Source organism: Flavobacterium taihuense (genome assembly GCF_019351435.1).
Lineage (GTDB): Bacteria > Bacteroidota > Bacteroidia > Flavobacteriales > Flavobacteriaceae > Flavobacterium > Flavobacterium taihuense.
In genome coordinates this window covers 73,685-94,027 of the sequence record NZ_JAHWYN010000015.1, presented here as the reverse complement: position 1 = coordinate 94,027, position 20,343 = coordinate 73,685, and the positions used below count along the sequence as shown (strand labels likewise).

At 33.2% G+C, this 20,343-nt stretch carries 15 protein-coding genes and 1 pseudogene; 8 read left to right on the top strand and 8 right to left on the bottom strand.

Features of this window, described 5'->3' with window-relative positions; translation table 11 throughout:
* Positions 1-293 precede the first annotated feature (293 nt).
* Both KZH69_RS15550 and KZH69_RS15545 read left to right on the top strand, forming a co-directional pair.
* The gene (locus KZH69_RS15550) at positions 294-677 is read left to right on the top strand and encodes a hypothetical protein (protein ID WP_219318396.1); all 384 of its coding nucleotides are present in this window, start codon (positions 294-296) and stop codon (positions 675-677) included.
* Positions 678-868: 191 nt separating this feature from the next.
* The gene (locus KZH69_RS15545) at positions 869-2,065 is read left to right on the top strand and encodes a PAS domain-containing sensor histidine kinase (RefSeq protein WP_219318395.1); all 1,197 of its coding nucleotides are present in this window, start codon (positions 869-871) and stop codon (positions 2,063-2,065) included.
* Positions 2,066-2,098: 33 nt separating this feature from the next.
* Here the strand turns inward: KZH69_RS15545 and KZH69_RS15540 are convergent, their stop codons facing one another.
* Entirely contained in the window at positions 2,099-3,328 is a 1,230-nt protein-coding gene (locus tag KZH69_RS15540) for a multidrug effflux MFS transporter (protein WP_219318394.1), read from the bottom strand.
* Positions 3,329-3,672: 344 nt separating this feature from the next.
* On the opposite strand from KZH69_RS15540, the gene KZH69_RS15535 reads away from it, so the two are divergent.
* A complete protein-coding gene (locus tag KZH69_RS15535; protein WP_219318393.1) occupies positions 3,673-4,137 on the top strand; it encodes an SRPBCC family protein in 465 nt (154 codons plus the stop codon).
* A gap of 22 nt (positions 4,138-4,159) precedes the next feature.
* Here KZH69_RS15535 and KZH69_RS15530 read toward each other — a convergent pair whose 3' ends face one another.
* The gene (locus KZH69_RS15530) at positions 4,160-4,897 is read right to left on the bottom strand and encodes an NUDIX hydrolase (RefSeq protein ID WP_219318392.1); all 738 of its coding nucleotides are present in this window, start codon (positions 4,895-4,897) and stop codon (positions 4,160-4,162) included.
* A 357-nt stretch (positions 4,898-5,254) separates the two neighbouring features.
* Here KZH69_RS15530 and KZH69_RS15525 point away from each other — a divergent pair, with 357 nt between their 5' ends.
* From KZH69_RS15525 to fucP, 4 genes and pseudogenes are all read left to right on the top strand, one after another.
* On the top strand, positions 5,255-6,637 hold the full coding sequence (locus tag KZH69_RS15525; protein WP_219318391.1) for a carbohydrate porin: 1,383 nt from the start codon (positions 5,255-5,257) through the stop codon (positions 6,635-6,637).
* 49 nt (positions 6,638-6,686) lie between these two features.
* Positions 6,687-7,562: a sugar phosphate isomerase/epimerase family protein gene (locus KZH69_RS15520; RefSeq protein ID WP_219318390.1), complete on the top strand. Its 876-nt coding sequence runs from the start codon at positions 6,687-6,689 to the stop codon at positions 7,560-7,562.
* 32 nt (positions 7,563-7,594) lie between these two features.
* Positions 7,595-8,536: pseudogene (locus tag KZH69_RS15515) on the top strand (carbohydrate kinase family protein).
* Positions 8,537-8,548: 12 nt separating this feature from the next.
* Positions 8,549-9,922 (top strand): L-fucose:H+ symporter permease, encoded by a 1,374-nt coding sequence (gene fucP, locus KZH69_RS15510; RefSeq protein ID WP_219318389.1) that lies wholly within the window; start codon positions 8,549-8,551, stop codon positions 9,920-9,922.
* A 600-nt stretch (positions 9,923-10,522) separates the two neighbouring features.
* On the opposite strand, the gene rpsA is transcribed toward fucP, so the two are convergent.
* The 6 genes from rpsA to KZH69_RS15480 form a co-directional block, all read right to left on the bottom strand.
* Positions 10,523-12,301 carry a 30S ribosomal protein S1 gene (rpsA, locus tag KZH69_RS15505; protein ID WP_219318388.1) on the bottom strand — a complete coding sequence of 593 codons (1,779 nt, stop codon included), beginning with the start codon at positions 12,299-12,301 and terminating at the stop codon, positions 10,523-10,525.
* 442 nt (positions 12,302-12,743) lie between these two features.
* Complete coding sequence (locus KZH69_RS15500; protein WP_219318387.1) at positions 12,744-14,126, bottom strand: nucleoside permease; 1,383 nt, start codon at positions 14,124-14,126, stop codon at positions 12,744-12,746.
* 77 nt (positions 14,127-14,203) lie between these two features.
* Positions 14,204-14,884: a (d)CMP kinase gene (gene cmk / locus KZH69_RS15495; RefSeq protein ID WP_219318386.1), complete on the bottom strand. Its 681-nt coding sequence runs from the start codon at positions 14,882-14,884 to the stop codon at positions 14,204-14,206.
* A 113-nt stretch (positions 14,885-14,997) separates the two neighbouring features.
* The gene (porQ, locus tag KZH69_RS15490; protein WP_219318385.1) at positions 14,998-16,020 is read right to left on the bottom strand and encodes a type IX secretion system protein PorQ; all 1,023 of its coding nucleotides are present in this window, start codon (positions 16,018-16,020) and stop codon (positions 14,998-15,000) included.
* 179 nt (positions 16,021-16,199) lie between these two features.
* Positions 16,200-18,653, bottom strand: a complete 2,454-nt coding sequence (gene lon / locus KZH69_RS15485) for an endopeptidase La (protein ID WP_219318384.1) — start codon at positions 18,651-18,653, stop codon at positions 16,200-16,202.
* 269 nt (positions 18,654-18,922) lie between these two features.
* A complete protein-coding gene (locus KZH69_RS15480) occupies positions 18,923-19,615 on the bottom strand; it encodes a hypothetical protein (protein ID WP_219318383.1) in 693 nt (230 codons plus the stop codon).
* Positions 19,616-19,787: 172 nt separating this feature from the next.
* Here KZH69_RS15480 and KZH69_RS15475 point away from each other — a divergent pair, with 172 nt between their 5' ends.
* Positions 19,788-20,342, top strand: a complete 555-nt coding sequence (locus KZH69_RS15475; protein ID WP_219318382.1) for an RNA polymerase sigma factor — start codon at positions 19,788-19,790, stop codon at positions 20,340-20,342.
* The last annotated feature ends 1 nt before the right edge of the window (position 20,343 follow it).

Genomic DNA, 20,343 nt, shown 5'->3' with positions numbered 1-20,343 from the left:
GATATTCTATGCAAGATACTTCTATATTTAATTGTTAAAATTCAATTAAATTAAATTATTTTCAGCAAGATGATATCTATATATACCTTTTGAAAAACCAAAAAAATTAAACGAATTAATCTTCGAATTCTTAAAGAAATAAATAAACATATAACATTAAAAACCCCGATAGCGGATTTGCAATTCGTACCCGCAAAGTAAATCCGAATAAATGGTTTAATTTAGCCTCAAACTCGCTGTAATACCAAAACGTTAGCTAAAATTGTAAAAAACTCAAGAAACCTCAATTAACAATGATAAAATACTTACTATGCTGGCTTCCTATGGTTCTCCTTGCAGTTTTAAATGGCGCTGCTAGAGATTTATGGTATAAAAAATACATAAGTGAATTAGCTGCGCACCAAATTTCAACATTTACCTTAATTATTCTCATTGGAATTTATAGTTGTTCAGTAGTAAAATGGTTACCTCCAAATACGGCAAAGCAAGCATTAATTATAGGAATTGTTTGGTCAATCTTGACTTTGGCTTTTGAGTTTGGTTTTGGAATTATACTTGGAAGTTCTTGGAATGAACTATTATATGCTTATAATTTTACTGAAGGCCAAATTTGGGTTCTTATACCAATTTGGGTGGCAATAGCACCATACATTGCTTTTAGATTTATTTCAAAATAATTTCGAAGAATAATGAGTGCCTATTAGATTTTGTATTTGGCTTGATTTAAAAATAGTTTTTAATAGATGTCGTTACAAATCCGAAGATTAGGCTTAATTTAGCCAAAAAACAGCGATTGTAAAGAAACATTATGAGCAATGGCAATAAGCATAATACATACTATTTCAATATAATGACTCAACTAAATCCAATGGAAATCAAACAAAACTTCACGAAAATTCTCAAAAACAAATACATACCAACGGCTGAGTTTTACAGCCAAATAATTGACAGTTTACAAGACTATTCCATTTTTACATTAGATAATGATTTTATTATAAACAGTTGGAGTTCGGGTTCTGCAAAAATATTTGGCTACGAAACGGATGAAGTAATTGGAGAACCTTTTGATCTTATATTTACTGAGGAAGATTTAAAAAATGACGTTCCTAAGAAAGAGATTGAAGCTGCTTTAAAAGAAGGCAGGGCAACCGATAATAGATGGCACATTGCCAAAGACAAGAGCCTGTTTTATGCTTATGGATTGGTTTTTCCTCTCATAGGTTTAAACGGAGAAATGCTTGGATATGTTAAGGTTTTAAGGGATTTGACTGATAGAAAACAATCAGAGGATGCTATAAAAAATTACATCAAAGAATTGGAAGACCTTAACATTCATAAAGAAAGTGTTATGGCCATACTTTCACACGATTTGAGAAGTCCCTTGTCTGCAATTATAGGAACTGCAAAATATCTAAAAGAAAATTTTCGTAAAATGAATCCTGATACTGTGCAGGAAATGCTTGACTTGCTTCATAAATCATCAACGGATGAATTAGAAATGTTGGACTATTTGGTAGAATGGGCAAGAATAAAATATGCATCGGATACCTTTTCTCCAACAAAATTAAGACTAATCGAATACATTGAAAAAGTTTTTGATACTTTAAATGAAACGGCTTCCATAAACACTATAAATCTGCATCACGAAATCGAAGAGAACACCTCAGTATTTGCCGATAGTAAAATGTTGATTTCTATCATTCAAAATATCGTTTCAAATGCTATAAAACATACCGAAAAAGGTGGGGCAATTACGATTTCAGCGAAAAGGAAAGAGGATAAAATTATTGTTCAAATTAAAGATACTGGAATTGGAATGTCTAAAGAAATAATGGAGAAACTTTTCACTCCGCAAATGAAAACACTTTCAGAAAAAAGAATAAAGAACAAAGGAGCCGGCATTGGATTGTTGTTGGTAAAAGGCTTTCTAGAAAAAAATGGAGGTGAAATATGGGTCGAAAGTATTGAAGGTGAGGGTTCTACTTTCTATTTTACTTTGCCCATTGAGAAACCTTTATATAAAATAGGCAGTTCAGACGAAATTATGTTTGATGAAAGTGCTTAGTTTTTTTTGCTATTGTTCTTGATTTAGTTAAACTCAATGCCCCATCATAATCTCTTCATCACCAGTATTCACAATAGTTTCTTTGATTTTCCTTTTACCAATATTTAAAATAACAAAAGCAATAATCGTGGTGCAAGTCATTATGGCAACCATCGGTACCATTGAATCTTTGACAAAAATACCCACCGCAAAAGAAGATAAAGCTCCAATTCCCAATTGAGTTGCACCCATCAATGCCGAGGCACTTCCGGTATTTTTGGCAAATGGAGCAAGGGTCAATCCTGCAGTATTTGGATTGGAAATACCCAAACAAGCCAAAAACAGGAACAACATTGCAATAGTACCGTACAATCCTAAATCATCATTTATTGCCAAAATCAAAAAGGTCACACTGATTGCTATTTGAGCAACCAAAGCGCCAAAAATCATCTGTTCACTGGAGAATCTTCTCAATAATATGGAGTTTAATTGGCTTGAACCAATAAAACTTACCGACATAAAAGCAAAAATCCAACCATAAACCGTGGCATCTACTTTTAAGATATCCATAAACAAAATAGGTGATGCCGCAACATAAGTGAACAATCCTGAGAAAGCAATTGAACCCGTCAATGCATAGGTATAAAACTGTGGCACTTTGATAATCGCCACAAAATTATTAATGATTGGTTTCGGTTTCAATGAAATAGTAGGATCTGGTTTATGGGTGTTCGGCAAGCCTAATTGTGATGCGATTAACACAAAACCACCCAGAAACGCTAGGATAAAAAATATGGGATGCCAACCATAATAAGTTGTTACATAGCTTCCGATAGTGGGTGCCAACATTGGAGAAAGTCCAAGAACCAACATTAATTTGGACAAAACATTAGGTATTTCCTTAACCGGAAACAAGTCCCTAACCATCGCTACCGAAGCCACAGTAGCCGCACAACTCCCAACAGCCTGTATAAATCGAAGCCCTATAAACATATGGATATCAGCAACGACAGCACAGCCTAAAGAAACCAAAATATAAACTAGTAAGCCAATAAACAAAGGCTTTTTTCGACCGAAACGATCCAGTAACGGCCCATATAACAATTGCCCAAACGAAATCCCTATAAAATAACTGGATAAAGATTCGGAAACCATCGTTACTGAAGTATTAAGATCTTTGGCAATCCCCGAAAAACTGGGTAAATACATATCAATAGAAAATGGTCCAAGTGCGGTCATCGAACCCAAAATTAGTATCAGCTGAATGTATTTTCCTTTAGTCATAATCTTTTTTATCTTTTGCAAAGATAGCGCATAGAAATCTCATATTTCTCAATATTCCGAGGAACGATAACACTTGCAAAAGAAAATAACGATGCAATCTCATCAATATGTTTATCCAAGAATTGAGCTTTCCATTATTTTTACTAACTTTCTGTCTGTTTTTAAAATTAATTTCAAAGAAAGATTTTAGCAATAAATTACATGAATTATAATTAAGTTTTGAATTAAATAATCAAAAAAAATCTGTGCTAATCTGTTTGATCCGTACAATCTGTGACTAATTTTTTACCACGTAAGTAACATAGTCGACAAGCATCAAGTTTTAAACTTTAAAATATCAACCAATGGAATCAGAATTTTTTTTTTCTACAACCCCTAATTGTGAAATAGTAACTACGAGAATTATGAACTTTCCCATAAATCTTTGTTTTAAAGCTTGGACAGATCCAAATCATTTAAAAAATTGGTGGGGACCAAAGGGATTCACTAACACTTTCAATGAATTTGACTTGCGTCCAGGCGGCAAATGGAGTTTTATTATGCACGGACCAGACAAAGGAAATTATCCCAATGAAGTTGAATTTATAAAAATTGACGAACCCAATTTTATTGCTTGGAAACGTCATTCAAAACCGCTTTTTAAAATTTTGACAACATTTGAGGAAATATCTAGCGACAAAACCAAAATTGTTTTCAAAATGATTTTTGATACAGGGGAAGAAAGTAATAAATTAAGACCTTTTGTAGTTGACAAAAATGAAGAAAACTTTGACAGACTTGAAGTAGAATTGGTAAAAATGGCTTTATAAAATTATAAAACAAATCACTAAACTAAATACTGATCAGATAACTTTCTTTGTAGATTTTTTGGTAAATATCTTTACTGAACATAAAAAGCTGAGAAGGCTTTTTTGAAACACCCACTTGTTTTTCGTTTAACTCAATTAGATATTTCTTCGTCAGCAATTTTCTTCTAAAATTTCGATTGTCTATTTCAACACCCAATATGCATTCGTAAACATCCTGCAACTCTTTGATAGTAAACTTATCAGGTAAAAGTTCAAAGATAATAGGCTGGAATAATGATTTTGCTTTTAAGTCGGCATAAGCTTCATTGATAACCTTTTTGTGATCAAAGCCTAATTCGGGTAAATCATTTACGGGAAACCATTTTGGCTTGTGCTGATTGTTTTCTAAATCAACTTCATGGGTCTTTACCAAAAAGTAGTAAGCAATAGTGATGGTTCGTTGATTGAAATTCTCGCTTTTGGCCCAAATCAAATCTTTTTCATTCATCAAGCGGTTGGGATCTCCAAAAACCTTAAACTGTTTTTTATACAAATTATCCAATCCTGTAAGTTCTCTCAAAACACGAGTAGCCGTATCGTCTATGGTTTCATTTTCGAGGGTGTGATATCCGGTCAGCACATGGTCATTAACCAAAATTTCATGATTTTCCTCCGATTCTAAATAGCGGTCAAGCAGCAATACATTCAATGATTTTGTATTGGCATCAAAACCAAAAACGACACAGTCTACAGATATATTGGGGATTATTTGAGGTACCATTAAGGAAATGAGATATAGTTAATACAATTTACATGGATATCGAAACCTAGATTTGCTTAAACATTCATAAATACAAAAGTAATGATTTATTTATGATTGCATAATTTACATAAAAATCAGCAAAACTAGTATTAAACGTCAAATATACTTTATATGTAATTATGCATTTTTGTGCGTATATTTATTACATTAGTATTATTTAAGGTTATTTTTTGTATATTTTTTAAAATATTTAATTATTTTTTATTGTTGTATTAATATTATTTTTAGATTTGAAAAATAAATAGTCAAAATGACGTTTATTAAAATTACAAAAGACTATTTTTAAAATGAATTTTAATGTTTAATTACAACACCATGAAAACCACCCTTCTTTTACTTCTGATTTTGTTAATTTCTATATGTGGCTATTCACAAGTTGTCATAACAAACACTAACTTTTCATTGGGAACAACTGGTCGAATTGGTGTGGGTTTGTCACCAAACGGAGAAGGAAATATGTGGAAACCATTAAACCTTTCTGGACAAGGATCATTAGGAGGTCGTATGGAGCAAACAGACTATATCGATATATTGCCTGCCGTGCATTTTACACCAAAACTGATTGGAAAAGACAGTACCAATGTCACCTTTCAAATGCGTTTGGGAATGTACGCCGCCAACGGGCAATTTGTTGGCAATGTAAGTTCCCGTTCAAATGGCGGACTAACCTTTATTCTTCCTGAGGCTTTTGTTGAAGCCAGAAATATCATGGGAAGCAGATGGTCTGCTTGGGTTGGTTCCCGTTTTCGTCGCTATGATGACATTCATATCAGTGATTATTTTTATTTTGATGATCATTCCGCTCAGGGATTTGGTGTAAGCTATAAAAACACCGAATTAACAATGTTGATGCCAGCCTCCGCCGATTCTACAAATGTTTATCCTTATAATTATGAGATTACAGTTGCCGGCGCTACCAATCCCGCCATTCGTCAACGCATGGTTTGGATAGGGGAGCACAGCATTAACTTGAAAAACAATAGTATTTTGAAGCTTTTAGGGGAATTTCACTATGTTTCAGCCAATTCCAAAAGTGCTTCTAAAGTATATCCTGCCGATAACGGATGGGTGATTGGAGCGAAGTACAACAATCCATTTAAAACAAAATTACCCGGTTCCTTCAATCAGTTTTCAGCACGTTATGGTACAGGAATCGCTAACGGTGGTGACAACGGAAACACTTTTACTTGGGCTACTTACGGAGCACCTGACACAGGAGGAAAATATACCAATGCGTATTCCTTTACAACGGTAGAACATTTTTTACTGAATCTTACTCCGAAATTCAGTCTCAATGGATATGGTGTTTTTACCAAAAGTAAAGGCGGTTCGTCGAGCACCAATACAGACGAATACTTCAACGGAAATCAATTGTACAACCAGAAAACAGATTTTGTGGTAGGATTTAGAAGTTTCTTTTATGTGACCAAGTGGTTGCATTTGATTGAAGAAGTACATTACGCTGTTCGAAAAGACGGTGATAATCCTGAAGCCGAAATGTGGAAATTTTCATTTGCACCAACGATTGTTCCATTAGGCAAAAAAGATCCTTGGAGTCGTCCGCACATTCGTTTGGTTTGTACGCTTGCTCACTACAACGATTACGCCCGTGACCACAATTATTCACCTTATTTACAAGTGAACCAAAAAAGCTGGGGAACTTATGTCGGGGTTAAAACAGAATGGTGGTTGTTTTAAAAAGAATAACTTTTCAATTCAATAATAACTAATTTAAAACTATATAATTATGCCAATTTTTGGAACTACAATTTTATCTTTTATTCCTACCTGGAGTACTGATGGCGGACGTTATGCAATAGAAAAAACTGCTGAATATGGTTTTGATATGCTTGAAATTATTTTGCCCGCTTCATTGGATTTTAATCCGAAAACTACCAGAAAATTGCTGGAAAAACACGACATAACAGGGCGCTGCACCTTGAACTTGCCACCCGATTGCCACATTCCTTTTCATCCTGAACAAGCAATACGAATCATCAAATCAGCACTTGATAAAGTAGCCGAAATGGATGGCGATTTTTTGGGAGGTGTACTGCATTCAGCTATTGGAACATTTACCGGAAACCCTTGCACGCTAGATGAAAAAGTAATTCTGCTGCAAGTTTTCGAAGACGTTGCCAAGTATGCTGGACAACGCAATATTACAATTGCTCTGGAGCCAATTAATCGCTACGAAAGTTATGTATTTACAGCTGCAGATGAAGTTTTGGATATGATCGAACATCTTGATCAGCCCAACATAGGACTGCATCTTGACACCTTTCACATGAACATCGAAGAAAGCAATTTTTACGATCCCATTATTCGTGCCGGAAATAATCTAAAGCATATTCACATCACCGAAAGCGACCGAGGTATGATTGGTGAAGGCAATGTTCATTGGGATGATTTCTTCAAAGCATTGGCAACCATTAACTATCAAGAACCATTGGTGCTCGAAAATTTTTCATCACAAATCACAGCATTGGTCGGACCAACATCTTTGTGGAGACCTTCAAAGTACAATTCAGAGGATCTTGCCAAAGGAAGCCTTTTATTCATGAGAGAAATGGTCGATAAATGGTATAACAAATCATTAAACCGAATTAAAGTAACTATCTAAAAATATTGTTTTACATATAAAATTTAAAAAAAATGGAAAAGAAATTAAAAGGTGTCAGTTTTGGAGAAATCCTTTTTGATGTTTTTTTGGAACACAAAAAAATTGGGGGAGCACCACTAAATGTAGCATCACGATTAAGTTCATTAGGAGCTGATATTGCTATGATCAGCGGCGTGGGAAATGATGAAAACGGAAAAATACTGGTTGATTATTTGAAAGACAAGGGAATAAACACAGAGTCTGTACAAATTAATGATACGTATTCAACAGGAATTGTCAATGTAATTTTGAATGAAAAAGGAAATGCTTCCTATGATATCAATTATCCAGCAGCTTGAGACAAAATTGAAACGTCTGCCAAGAATATTGTAATCGTCAAAAACGCCGATTTCTTTGTTTACGGAAGCTTATCTTCTAGAGATTCTGTTTCCAGAGACACACTAAAAGAACTTTTGGCGGTAGCAAAATACAAAATATTTGATGTGAATTTGAGAAATCCACATTACACTAAAACAAATGTTTTGGACTTATTGAATGAGGCTGATTTCTTGAAGTTTAACGACGATGAATTAAATGAAATTTGCGAGGATTTGAATTCAAATAAAAAGTCTTTAGAGCAAAATATAAAATTCATTGCAAAGAAAACAAACACTAATACCGTCTGTGTTACTTTAGGTTCTCATGGAGCTGTATTGTATTACAAAAATAAATTCTACCACAATTCAGGTTTTAAAGTAAATGTTGTAGACACTGTAGGTTCTGGAGATTCTTTTTTAGCTTCATTAATCATCATGCTTCTTAACGGAAAAGACCCGCAATATGCCATTAATTTTGCCAGTGCAATTGGATCAATTGTCGCCCAAAGTGAAGGCGCAAACCCTGTAATTTCGCAATCTGAAATAGATGAATTTTTATGCGGATTTGAACAAACTGATTCTATAGTTGAAGAATCAAATGTATTTTCAATTAACTAAACAACCATAACAATGAACCTATCCAAAAAAATCCCTGTAGTTAGTAAAGAATTTGTTTTTCAATTTATTATAATAACCATATTATTTGCCCTTTGGGGAATTGCGAATGATTTAACAACACCGATGGTTTCTACTTTTAAGAAAGTAATGCCGGAACTTTCCAATACGCAAGCATCCTTGGTGCAATTTGCTTTTTATTTTGGCTATTTTTTTATGGCTTTGCCAGCAGCTTTATTCGTTAGAAAATTCAGTTATAAATCAGGGATAATACTTGGTCTGATACTGTATGCGACGGGCGCTTTTTTATTCTATCCAGCAGCGCATTATCAAAGCTATACTTTCTTTCTGGTATCGCTTTGGGTAATTACTTGTGGTTTGGCTTTTTTGGAAACTACATCAAATCCATTGATTTTATTCTTGGGAAATAAAGAAACAGCAACACAACGTTTGAATTTAGCCCAGGCATTTAACCCAATCGGAGCCATAACAGGATTGGTAATGGCGCAATTCTTGGTAATAAAAGAAATAAAATCGGATGATTACACCCCTGCAGCTTTCAAAGCTTTAAGTTCAAATGAGTTAGCAAGTATTCGCGAAAATGATTTGAGTATTATCAGTATTCCATATATTGGATTAGGATTTTTCGTGTTAATAATCTTAATTATTATCGCTTTAACCAAAATGCCAAAAACAGCACATGAAGATAAAATGTCAATATCAGAATCCTTCAAAAAGTTATTTGCCAATAAAAATTACAAACATGGTGTGATAGCTCAAGCTTTTTATGTTGGTGCCCAAATTATGTGTTGGACTTTTATATTTCAATATGTAGATAACATCAACAAAACTTTCGGATTGGAATTAACGGCCACATATTACAACATAACAGCCATGATTTTATTTTTAATCGGACGATGGATTGGGACTGGTTTAATGAAAAGCATAAATCCTTCCAAAATATTAATGGTATTTGGTATTTGCGGAGTCTTATGTGCTACGGGAGCGATTGTATTGCAAGGAATGGCAGGTTTAATTTTTTTGGTTTGTATTTCTATTTTTATGTCCATTATGTTTCCAACCATTTACGGAATAGCATTAAAAGATATGGGCGACGAAGCGAAAATTGGTTCGGCAGGATTGGTAATGGCTATTGTTGGCGGTGCATTGATGCCCGTTCTGCAAGGAAGTATTTTAGATTGGGGTGGCTCAGGATTTTCAGATGTTAAGATTTTAGGATTTATACCAGAGGTAAATTTTTCTTTTATTTTGCCATTAATCTGTTTGTCAGTTGTAGCATACTATGGTTATAGTACATATAAATCATCCAAAAAAGTATTAATAATCAATGAATTTGAAAGCATGGACATTGTAAACTCTGCAATTTAGTTTCATAATTAAGGTTTAAAAAGATTAATTGTTGTTTTTATAAAGAAACGAACGGTGAAGGTTTTGCTGTTCGTTTCTTTGCATTTAAAATTAGCATTATACCTCGATTGGGTCATTTTTTTTAATGGTCATAATTTGAACTATAATTTATATTATGTAAAATAGAATGTATTGAATACTCCACTACTTTAGCATATTGCTTTGTTTGCATTTATATCTAATAGAAAATAATCAAGATATGCTCCTATCTTGTGTAAGTTTCTTAATATGTTTCATAAAAAGGTTGGAGTTATAAAACTTCTTTATAAACAAGTTTTGTCATTTGGATCAAGCGAAGCTACTACAGTTTTATTTAATAAAAATATATTGTCAATCGGTGAATCATCCGATTGTAGTGACGAAATTATAGCAGTAAAATTTTTATTTGAAGATACATAATCTAAAATAGCTTTATTGAATTTAAAATTGATAGAGTCCTATTGTACAGTAGTTCCTTTGTTTTTATTAATTATACTTATTTTCTTACTAAAATAATCCAAAAAATACATAAAAAAAGCCCCACATTGCAGTGGAGCTTTCTATATTCAAAAAATCAAGAAATTATTTTTTCTCTGATTTTTCCATTTTAGCTTTCAATGCAGCTAATACATCATTGTTATCTCCTAAAGTAGCAGCTGGTGCGTTTGTAGTAGAGGCAGATGAAGTATTTTCAGTAGCAGCTTTCACGTTTTTCTCTTCTTCTTCACGGAAGATAGCAGTGTGAGAAGCAACTACTCTTTTGAATTCTTTGTTGAATTCAATTACTTTGAAATCAGCAGAATCACCTTTTTTCAATTTCTTACCGTCTTCTTTTTCAAGGTGACGAGTAGGAATGAAAGCAACGATATCTTCACCGAATTCTACAGTAGCTCCTTTGTCAACGATTTCAGAAATTTCACCTGTGTGGATAGTTCCAACTGCGAAAGAATCTTCGTATTGATCCCAAGGATTAGCAGTAGTTTGTTTGTGACCTAAAGATAATTTACGTCCGTCAACATCTAATTCTAATACAACTACATCTAATTTCTCACCAACATTTACAAATTCAGATGGGTGTTTGATTTTCTTAGTCCAAGATAAGTCAGAGATGTAAATTAATCCATCAATTCCTTCTTCTAATTCTACGAAAATTCCAAAGTTTGTAAAGTTTCTAACGATACCTGTATGTTTAGAACCTACTGGGTATTTAGAAGTAATGTCAGTCCAAGGATCTTGAGTTAATTGTTTGATACCTAATGACATTTTACGGTCATCTCTATCTAATGTTAAGATAACAGCCTCAACAACATCTCCAACTTTCACGAAATCTTGAGCAGAACGTAAATGAGTTGACCATGACATTTCAGAAACGTGGATTAAACCTTCAACACCTTCAGCAACTTCGATGAAAGCACCGTAATCAGCGATTACAACTACTTTACCGTTTACTTTGTCACCAATTTTCAAATCAGCGTTTAAAGCATCCCATGGGTGAGCGTTTAATTGTTTCAATCCTAATTGAATTCTTGTTTTCTCATCATCGAAATCAAGGATTACAACGTTTAATTTTTGGTCTAATTCAAGAACTTCACTTGGGTGGTTGATTCTACTCCAAGAAAGGTCAGTAATGTGAATTAATCCATCAACACCACCTAAGTCAATGAACACACCATAAGAAGTAATGTTTTTAACAACACCTTCTAATACTTGTCCTTTTTGTAATTGACCGATGATTTCTTTTTTCTGTACTTCAATATCCGCTTCAATAAGCGCTTTATGAGAAACAACAACATTTTTGAATTCGTGGTTGATTTTTACCACTTTGAATTCCATCATTTTGTTTACATATACATCGTAGTCTCTAATTGGCTTAACGTCAATTTGAGATCCTGGTAAGAAAGCTTCAATTCCGAAAACGTCAACGATCATACCACCTTTAGTTCTGCATTTTACAAAACCATTAACGATTTCTCCTGTTTCGTTAGCCGAAATAACTCTATCCCAAGATTTGATAGTACGTGCTTTTCTGTGAGATAATACCAATTGACCAGTTTTGTCCTCACGGATGTCAATTAATACTTCTACTTTGTCACCTACTTTTAAAGCTGGGTTGTAACGGAATTCGTTTAATGAAATAACACCTTCCGATTTTGCGTTGATATCAACGATAACGTCTCTATCTGTGATTCTTACAACTACTCCTTCAACTACTTCTTCTTGGTCAGTTGCAATAAAAGTTTTTGATACTAGTTCTTCGAATTCCAATAAGTTTTTCTCATCTACTGCATCGATACCTTCTTCGAAGTTATGCCAGTTAAAATTTGCTAAAAACTCTTCTTGTGATTTTAATTGTTCAGACATGCTGATAAAAAATTTGTATTCTGTTTATCTTGAGTTTCTCAAAGCGATAGAAAAAACAGAAGTTGTTTTACATAAATTGTTGATACCTAAAGGAAACTCCTATCCACCAAAAGGTGTGCAAAATTAATTCTTTTATTTAATATGGCAAAATATTTATAGAGAGATATTTACACAAAACGTTAAACAGTCCAAAAAAAGGTTTAGGAGCGAATGATTAGGCTTATTTATTGACACTGTTCCCGCTATCCGTTACAATCTCCCGAAAAAAGGGGAGGATTTTCACTACTATCGGGGCTATACAGGTTATATTGTGGTTTTTTAATTAATAACAAATAATCAAACTCAAGTTTCAAGCATTTACAAATTAGCACTTAAGAATAAAAATCCTAACTAGTTTTAAAACTAATTAGGATTGATTTGTATGTTTTATAAAGACTTGTTTTTAATGACTCAAGTTCTCTGCTTCAACTTCATTAGGATTGTGTTCGTGTTTAAACAAAATCGCAAAAGCTATTGCAATAACCAACGAATAAATCGCAAAAGCCAACCAAATGCTATGCCAATCTTTCATCATAATTACGTTTTGCAACAAACCATCTGTAGAAACCGAATTTCCTTGACCTTTTACAAATTCCAACATCTTTGGATTTGCAACATCGGTTTGTAAAAAAGAAGCTAATTCAGTTGTTGTGCTAAAAGATTTCGTAAAAAAACGGTCAATAGCCCATCCAGAAGTAAAACTCCCCAATATTGCTCCTACTCCATTGGTCATCATCATAAACATCCCTTGAGCCGAAGAACGATTTTTAGCATCCGTATGCGTTTCTACAAATAAAGAACCTGATATATTGAAGAAATCAAAAGCCATTCCGTATACAATACATGACAAAATAATCATCCATAATCCTTGAACAGGATCTCCAAATGCAAAAAGCCCAAAACGCAATACCCAAGCCAGCATACTAATCAGCATTACTTGTTTGATTCCAAAACGTTTCAGGAAAAACGGAATTGCCAATATAAATAAAGTCTCTGAAATTTGAGAAATAGACATAATAATAGTGGAATATTTCACTACAAAAGAATCTGCATATTTCGGAAAATGTTTAAATTCATCCAAAAATACATCGCCATAAGCATTTGTAAGTTGTAAAGCCCCTCCCAAAAACATAGAGAAAATAAAAAACAATGCCATTTTATAATTGGCAAATAATTTGAAAGATTCTAATCCTAATGTTTCCATCAAAGACGCATCTTCTTTGATTAGTCGTTGTGGTTTACATTTCGGTAAAGTAAATGAATAAATACCCAATGCAATAGCTGCAATTCCTGCGATATAAAATTGATAAGCAGTCGCTTTATTTCCAGTTAAGTTGGTAATCCACATCGCTACAATAAAACCTATAGTTCCAAAAACACGAATGGGAGGAAAACTTTTAACTACATTCAATCCATTTATTTTTAATGCGTTATAAGAAATCGAATTACTCAAAGCAATAGTTGGCATATAGAAACACATTGCCAAAAGCATGATGTAAATAAAAGTCGTTGGAGTAGTAACTTCGGGCAAGTAAAATAAAACAAAGCCATATAAAATATGAAGTCCTCCGTATAATTTTTCAGCATTAATCCATCTATCGGCAATAATACCTGCAAGTGTTGGCATAAAAAGCGAAGCAATTCCCATTGTTCCAAAGACCAAACCAAATTGTGTTCCTTCCCAGTTTTTGGTACCAAACCAATAATTTGCAATTGTAATCAACCATGCTCCCCAAACAAAAAATTGAAGAAAACTCATTAGTACCAATCTGTTTTTAATTCCCATAGGATGAATTGTGTTTTAGTATTTGTAGAATTTTGTGGCGCGTAAATCTACCATTAATATTGATATTAACAAAAAATTTATAAGCTATTAATTACCTCATTTACTAACTCCAAAACAACGTCAAATTGTTCTTTTCTATCCAAATATGAATTATCCACTTCAATGGCATCATCAGCCATTACTAAAGGCGAGTCATCTCTATGAGTATCAATATAGTCGCGTTCCACTACATTCTTTAAAACTTCATCGTAAGAAACTAAATCCCCTTTTGCCTGTAATTCATCAAAGCGTCTTTGTGCACGAGTATCTGCTCCAGCCGTCATAAATATTTTGAGTTCAGCATTTGGAAAAACAACGGTTCCAATATCTCTACCATCCATAACTATTCCTTTTTCTTTCCCCATTTCCTGCTGTTGCTCTACCAATTTTGAGCGTACTTCTGAAATGGCGGCTACCCTACTCACAAAACCAGAAACCTCCAAAGTTCTAATTTCAGTCTCCACATTAACATCGTTCAAATACATTTCGGCAAAACCCAATTCAGAATTGAATTTAAAACTCAGTTTTATGGAAGGCAAACTTTTTATCAATTTCTCTTTATCCAAAAAATCTATTCCAATACAATTGTTTTGCATCGCAAATAATGTCACAGCGCGATACATAGCACCAGTGTCTACATACACATATCCCAAATGTTTGGCTAAAGTGCTTTTTCCGGTGGATGAAAATCCGTCTATTGCTATGATTATTTTTTTCATGTTTTTATTTTAAAAGTAAGTTGTATGTATTATTCTATAATCCTTTATTTCATGAACCTTTGCTCGATCATCTTTCGTCTTTTATCTTGCTTCTTTACTTCTTTTTATGAAAATTATTCTCCAAAATTAACAATCAATCCAAATAAACTTGTATTTCCTGCCAATGTATATTTGGAATAGGAATAATTGAATTTTAATTTGTTTAATTTAAGACCAAAACCCAATGACAATCCCGAAAAATTGCGTTGGTCCTGAATTTGCAATTCCGCGGCTCTTCTAAAATTATATCCCAATCTCAGATTAAAGGCTTTTTTAGGAAAAAGCTCGACACCCAAAATCATGTGCCGTAGCGCATTGTTAAAAACGGATATTTTTTCTTCGGAGACACTGCCCTCAATACTTGTTTGTGAGTTCACAGGATTGGAAAAAGCCAAATTCCATTGTTGTAAATTTTCGAGTGTAAAATGCCAGCGGATTGGGACATGCTCCAGTTCCTGGGAAACACCCGCAATGATTTCAAAAGGTAATTTTTCTCTGGTGGCGTCGTAGGTAGTAAATTGAGTTCCAATATTCATTAAAGTTAAAGCCCAATTCACATCATTTTTTTCGTCAATATATATCATTCCTAAATCTACAGCTGCTCCAAATGAACTGTAATTCTCTAATGTCGATCCAATCAGTTTAGCATTGGCACCTAAATGGATATCGGTATACGGAATATTGTACGCATAACCCAAAGAAAGCGCAATTTCACTTCCAGTAAATGAACTGGTTGGCAAACCATTCTCGTCATATCCGTCAAATTTTCCGTAATTGATATAATTGATGCCTGCTTGAAATGTTTGCAAATGCTGGTCATACGTATATGCATATGAAGTGGTACCATATGTTACTTCTTGGTAATAATTACCATAATTTAGAGACAGGTGATTGTCCATTTCTTGGTTAATAGAAGCAGGATTAAAAAGGGCTTGATTGACATCTTCGTCATAAATAGTAATGACTTTTCCGCCTAATGCCGTTTGTCTCGGTGAAGTAATTAAATCCAAAAACTGATACGTGTACTTCCCTCCTATTTGTCCGTAAGTAACGGAACAAATTAAGAATAAAAAGAAGAATACAGTTTTTTGGGACATACAATATTTGAAAAAGAAAAGTTTAACACTCCTCGACATCTATCGAGATCAAACATACGAAAATAACATCTAAAAAAGCATAAAAATCAAATTCCAAATTCCAATGGCTCTGATTTGATTCAGATTTGGAATTTGGAATTTTAATCCCGAAAGCTATCGGAATGATTTTTTTTAAAAAATTATTTCAAGTCTTTTGCGTTTTTAACTTTGTCTTTAGTAATAGCAATTTCTAGAACTTCGTTCATTTCCTTCACATAATGAAACGTAAGACCTTCTAAATATTCAGGTTTGATTTCATCGATATCACTTTTGTTTTCATGACAAAGGATGATTTCTTTGATATTAGCTCTTTTTGCAGCCAATATTTTTTCTTTGATACCGCCAACTGGCAATACTTTTCCCCTCAAAGTGATTTCTCCTGTCATTGCTAGGTTTTTCTTTACTCTTTTTTGAGTAAATAAAGAAACTAACGATGTCAGCATTGCGATACCGGCACTTGGACCATCTTTAGGAGTTGCGCCTTCTGGAACATGTAAATGAATGTTGTATTTAGTCAGTATTTCTGGATTCAATCCCATTAATTCGGCATTGGCTTTAATGTACTCGAGAGCAATAGTAGCCGATTCTTTCATTACGGTTCCTAAATTCCCGGTAATAGTCATTGTTCCTTTTCCAGGCGAAAGTAATGATTCAATAAATAGAATATCACCACCAACACTGGTCCAAGCTAATCCTGTAACAACACCAGCAACTTCATTGTTTTCGTATTTGTCACGTTCTAATCTTGGTACGCCCAGAACTTTTATAATATCTTCATCGGTTACTTTTTTATTGTAATCCTCCTCCATGGCTACTGATTTGGCAGCATTACGAACGATTTGTGCAATTTTGTTTTCCAATCCACGAACACCCGATTCACGAGTATAACCTTCTACAATTTTTTCCAATTGTTTTTTGCCAATACTCAAATCTTTGGGCTTCAATCCGTGTGCAGCTAATTGTTTTGAAAACAAATGTTTTCTTGCAATTTCTACTTTTTCTTCAATGGTATATCCTGACATTTTGATTACTTCCATACGGTCAACTAATGCAGGTTGAATTGCTGACATATTATTGGAAGTGGCAATAAACATCACTTTAGATAAATCGTAACCCATTTCAAGGAAATTATCATAAAATGAACTGTTTTGTTCTGGATCTAAAACTTCCAATAATGCAGAAGATGGATCTCCATTATGGCTTGAAGACAGTTTGTCTATTTCATCCAAAACAAACACAGGATTTGATGTTCCTGCTTTTTTTAAACTCTGAATAATTCTTCCCGGCATAGCTCCAATATAGGTTTTTCTATGACCGCGAATTTCGGCTTCATCGCGTAAACCTCCCAATGAGATACGTACATATTCTCTTCCCAATGCTTCGGCAACAGATTTACCGATAGAAGTTTTTCCAACTCCTGGAGGTCCTGTTAGACAAATGATTGGTGACTTCATGTCATTTCTCAATTTAAGTACAGCCAAATGTTCAATCATTCTCTTTTTGACATCTTCTAAACCAAAATGATCTTTGTCTAATACTTTTTGAGCATGTTTCAAATCAAAATTATCTTTAGAAAATTCGCCCCAAGGCAATTCTAAAAACAATTCTAAATAATTTCTTTGAATACCAAAATCAGGAGCTTGTGGATTCATTCTACGCATTTTAGACAATTCTTTTTCGAAATGTTTTTGCGTTTTTTCGTCCCATTTTTTGGTTTTGGCTTTCAGACTCATTTCGTCCATTTCTTCTTCCTGCGAAACGCCTCCCAATTCTTCTTGAATGGTTTTCATTTGCTGGTGCAGGAAATATTCTCTTTGCTGTTGGTCTAAGTCAAAACGAACTTTGGATTGAATATCATTCTTCAATTCTAGTTTTTGCAACTCCACATTCATATAACGCAAAGTTTCCAATGCGCGGTCTTTTAATCCATTGATTGACAACAAATCTTGTTTTTCTTTTACAGATAAGTTCATGTTTGAAGAAACAAAACTGATCAAAAAGGATGGACTTCCAATATTTTTTATTGCAAAAGTAGCTTCTGAAGGAATATTCGGACTTTCATTTATAATTTGAACAGCCAATTCTTTTACAGAGTCAATGATAGCATTAAACTCAGAATCTTTTTTAGCTGGTCTTTTTTCTGGTACCTCTTTAATTTTAGCTTTTAAATAAGGCTCTTCTGAAACCATTTCGGCCAATTCAAAACGCTTTTTTCCTTGAAGGATAACCGTAACATTACCATCAGGCATTTTTAAAACGCGAAGAATACGGGCTACAGTGCCAATTTTATGAACATCATCAAATGAAGGATCTTCATCCTCTTCATTGATTTGAGCCACTACTCCAATTACTTTTCCGGCAGCATTAGCATCATTAATCAATTTGATTGATTTGTCTCTTCCTGCCGAAATAGGAATAACTACTCCAGGGAATAAAACCGTATTGCGTAAAGGTAAAATAGGTAAAGAATCGGGTAATTCTTCGTTATTCATTTCTTCCTCATCTTCTGGAGTCAATAATGGAATTAATTCGGCTTCAGAATCAAATTCTTGAAGTGACAGATTGTCAATAGTAAGTATTTTATGATTTGACATAGTAGTATTTAAGTCTTTTTGTCATTAATTTTTTAAATCGGAACGCAAATATAAGGTATCGCAACAATATTTTGGGCTAATATCGATGTATAAATACAGTATAATATTGAGCTATAAAATAAGGCAATCATTATGCCAAAAGGTATTAATCGATACTCAAGATTTTTATTATTTTGTTTAAGTATAAAAATTAAAGGAATGGCTATAAATAAAAAGCATAAAAAAACCCAAAAAATAATTTTGGGTTTTTGATTTAAATTTTTAACATGTTATTTTATAACATATGATTTAAGTTCACAGACAGCCCCATTAGTTTCCATCTTTATTACACCAACATTTTTAGCAATCCAATAATTTGTTACAGTTTCAGAACTAGCTTGTCCGGTAATAGAAGCTTTTTGCGTAAAACTAAATTTGATCACATCTTTATAATTTATAGTATTTACCATTAAAGTAGATCCTCTTTCTAAAATTTTTCCAGTATAATTTACAGTTGTTACCATCGCTGGGAAATTTGGAATATTATAACTTGTAGTATTTGAATATGTGCCACTCCAAGTTTGATTAACTTCCAAATAATCTTTAAAAAAAATAAATTGATATCCTGTCATCTTACCAGTATAACCAGCATAATCAATATTAATTTCCCCCATTTTAATGTAATAATCGCCATTATTTTTCTTAAGCCATACTGAACCTTGTGCACCAATTGAAGACGTAGCACCAATCATTTGATCAAACTTATAATATTTTGCACCATCTATTTCATCAATACCTATTATTTTTATATTGGTTTCTTCCCCATTTTGAGTGAAAACCCAATTATTATCTACCGTTGTTGGCCAATAATCCCCAGTCGAATTTTCGGTAGTTGAATCATCATCTGAAGAATTATTAGTGCATGCGATAAAAGAGAACGTTATTAAAAACGTTAATAAAAACGAAGTTGTAAATTTTTTCATAAATTGGTTTTATATTTATAAGTCAAAAATAACATTATTTTTATTACTAAAAATAATGTTATTATGTTTTTTTTGAACTTAAATATTAGTTTTTTTTAATTATCGAAAAAAAATCACAAACTGTAACAAACCAAAAACTTTCATGTCTTTACTACAAATCATAACTATTTAATTGAATCTGACCAGTCAAAATATCGAAGAATTAATTTCGCTTTGCAAAGAGAACAATCAGAAAGCACAATTTGAGATTTATAATCGCTATTGCAAGGCGATGTATAATGTGGCCTATCGAATTGTGAAAGACGAGCATTTTGCCGAAGACGTCATGCAAGAAGGCTTTTTGAAAGCATTTACCAAAATAAATGATTTCAAGCAAGAAGTAGCCTTCGGCGCTTGGTTGAAACGAATTATAGTCAATTACAGTATTGATTTTTACAAAAAGAATAATCAATTTAAAACAGAAGATTTTGAAAAAACACTTTATAAACTAGAAGAATCAGATAATGATTGGGAAGAGAAATTAGATTTTAATAATTTAAAAGTCAAACAGGTTTTGGACGCCATTCAGTCCTTAAAATACAATTACAGCATGGTTCTTACTTTATTCTATATTGAGGGTTATGATCAAGAAGAAATAAGCGAAATTCTTAAAATTAGTTATGCCAATTGTAGAACAACATTGAGCAGAGCTAAAGAAAGTTTAAGAAAAAAATTAAATGAGATATGAA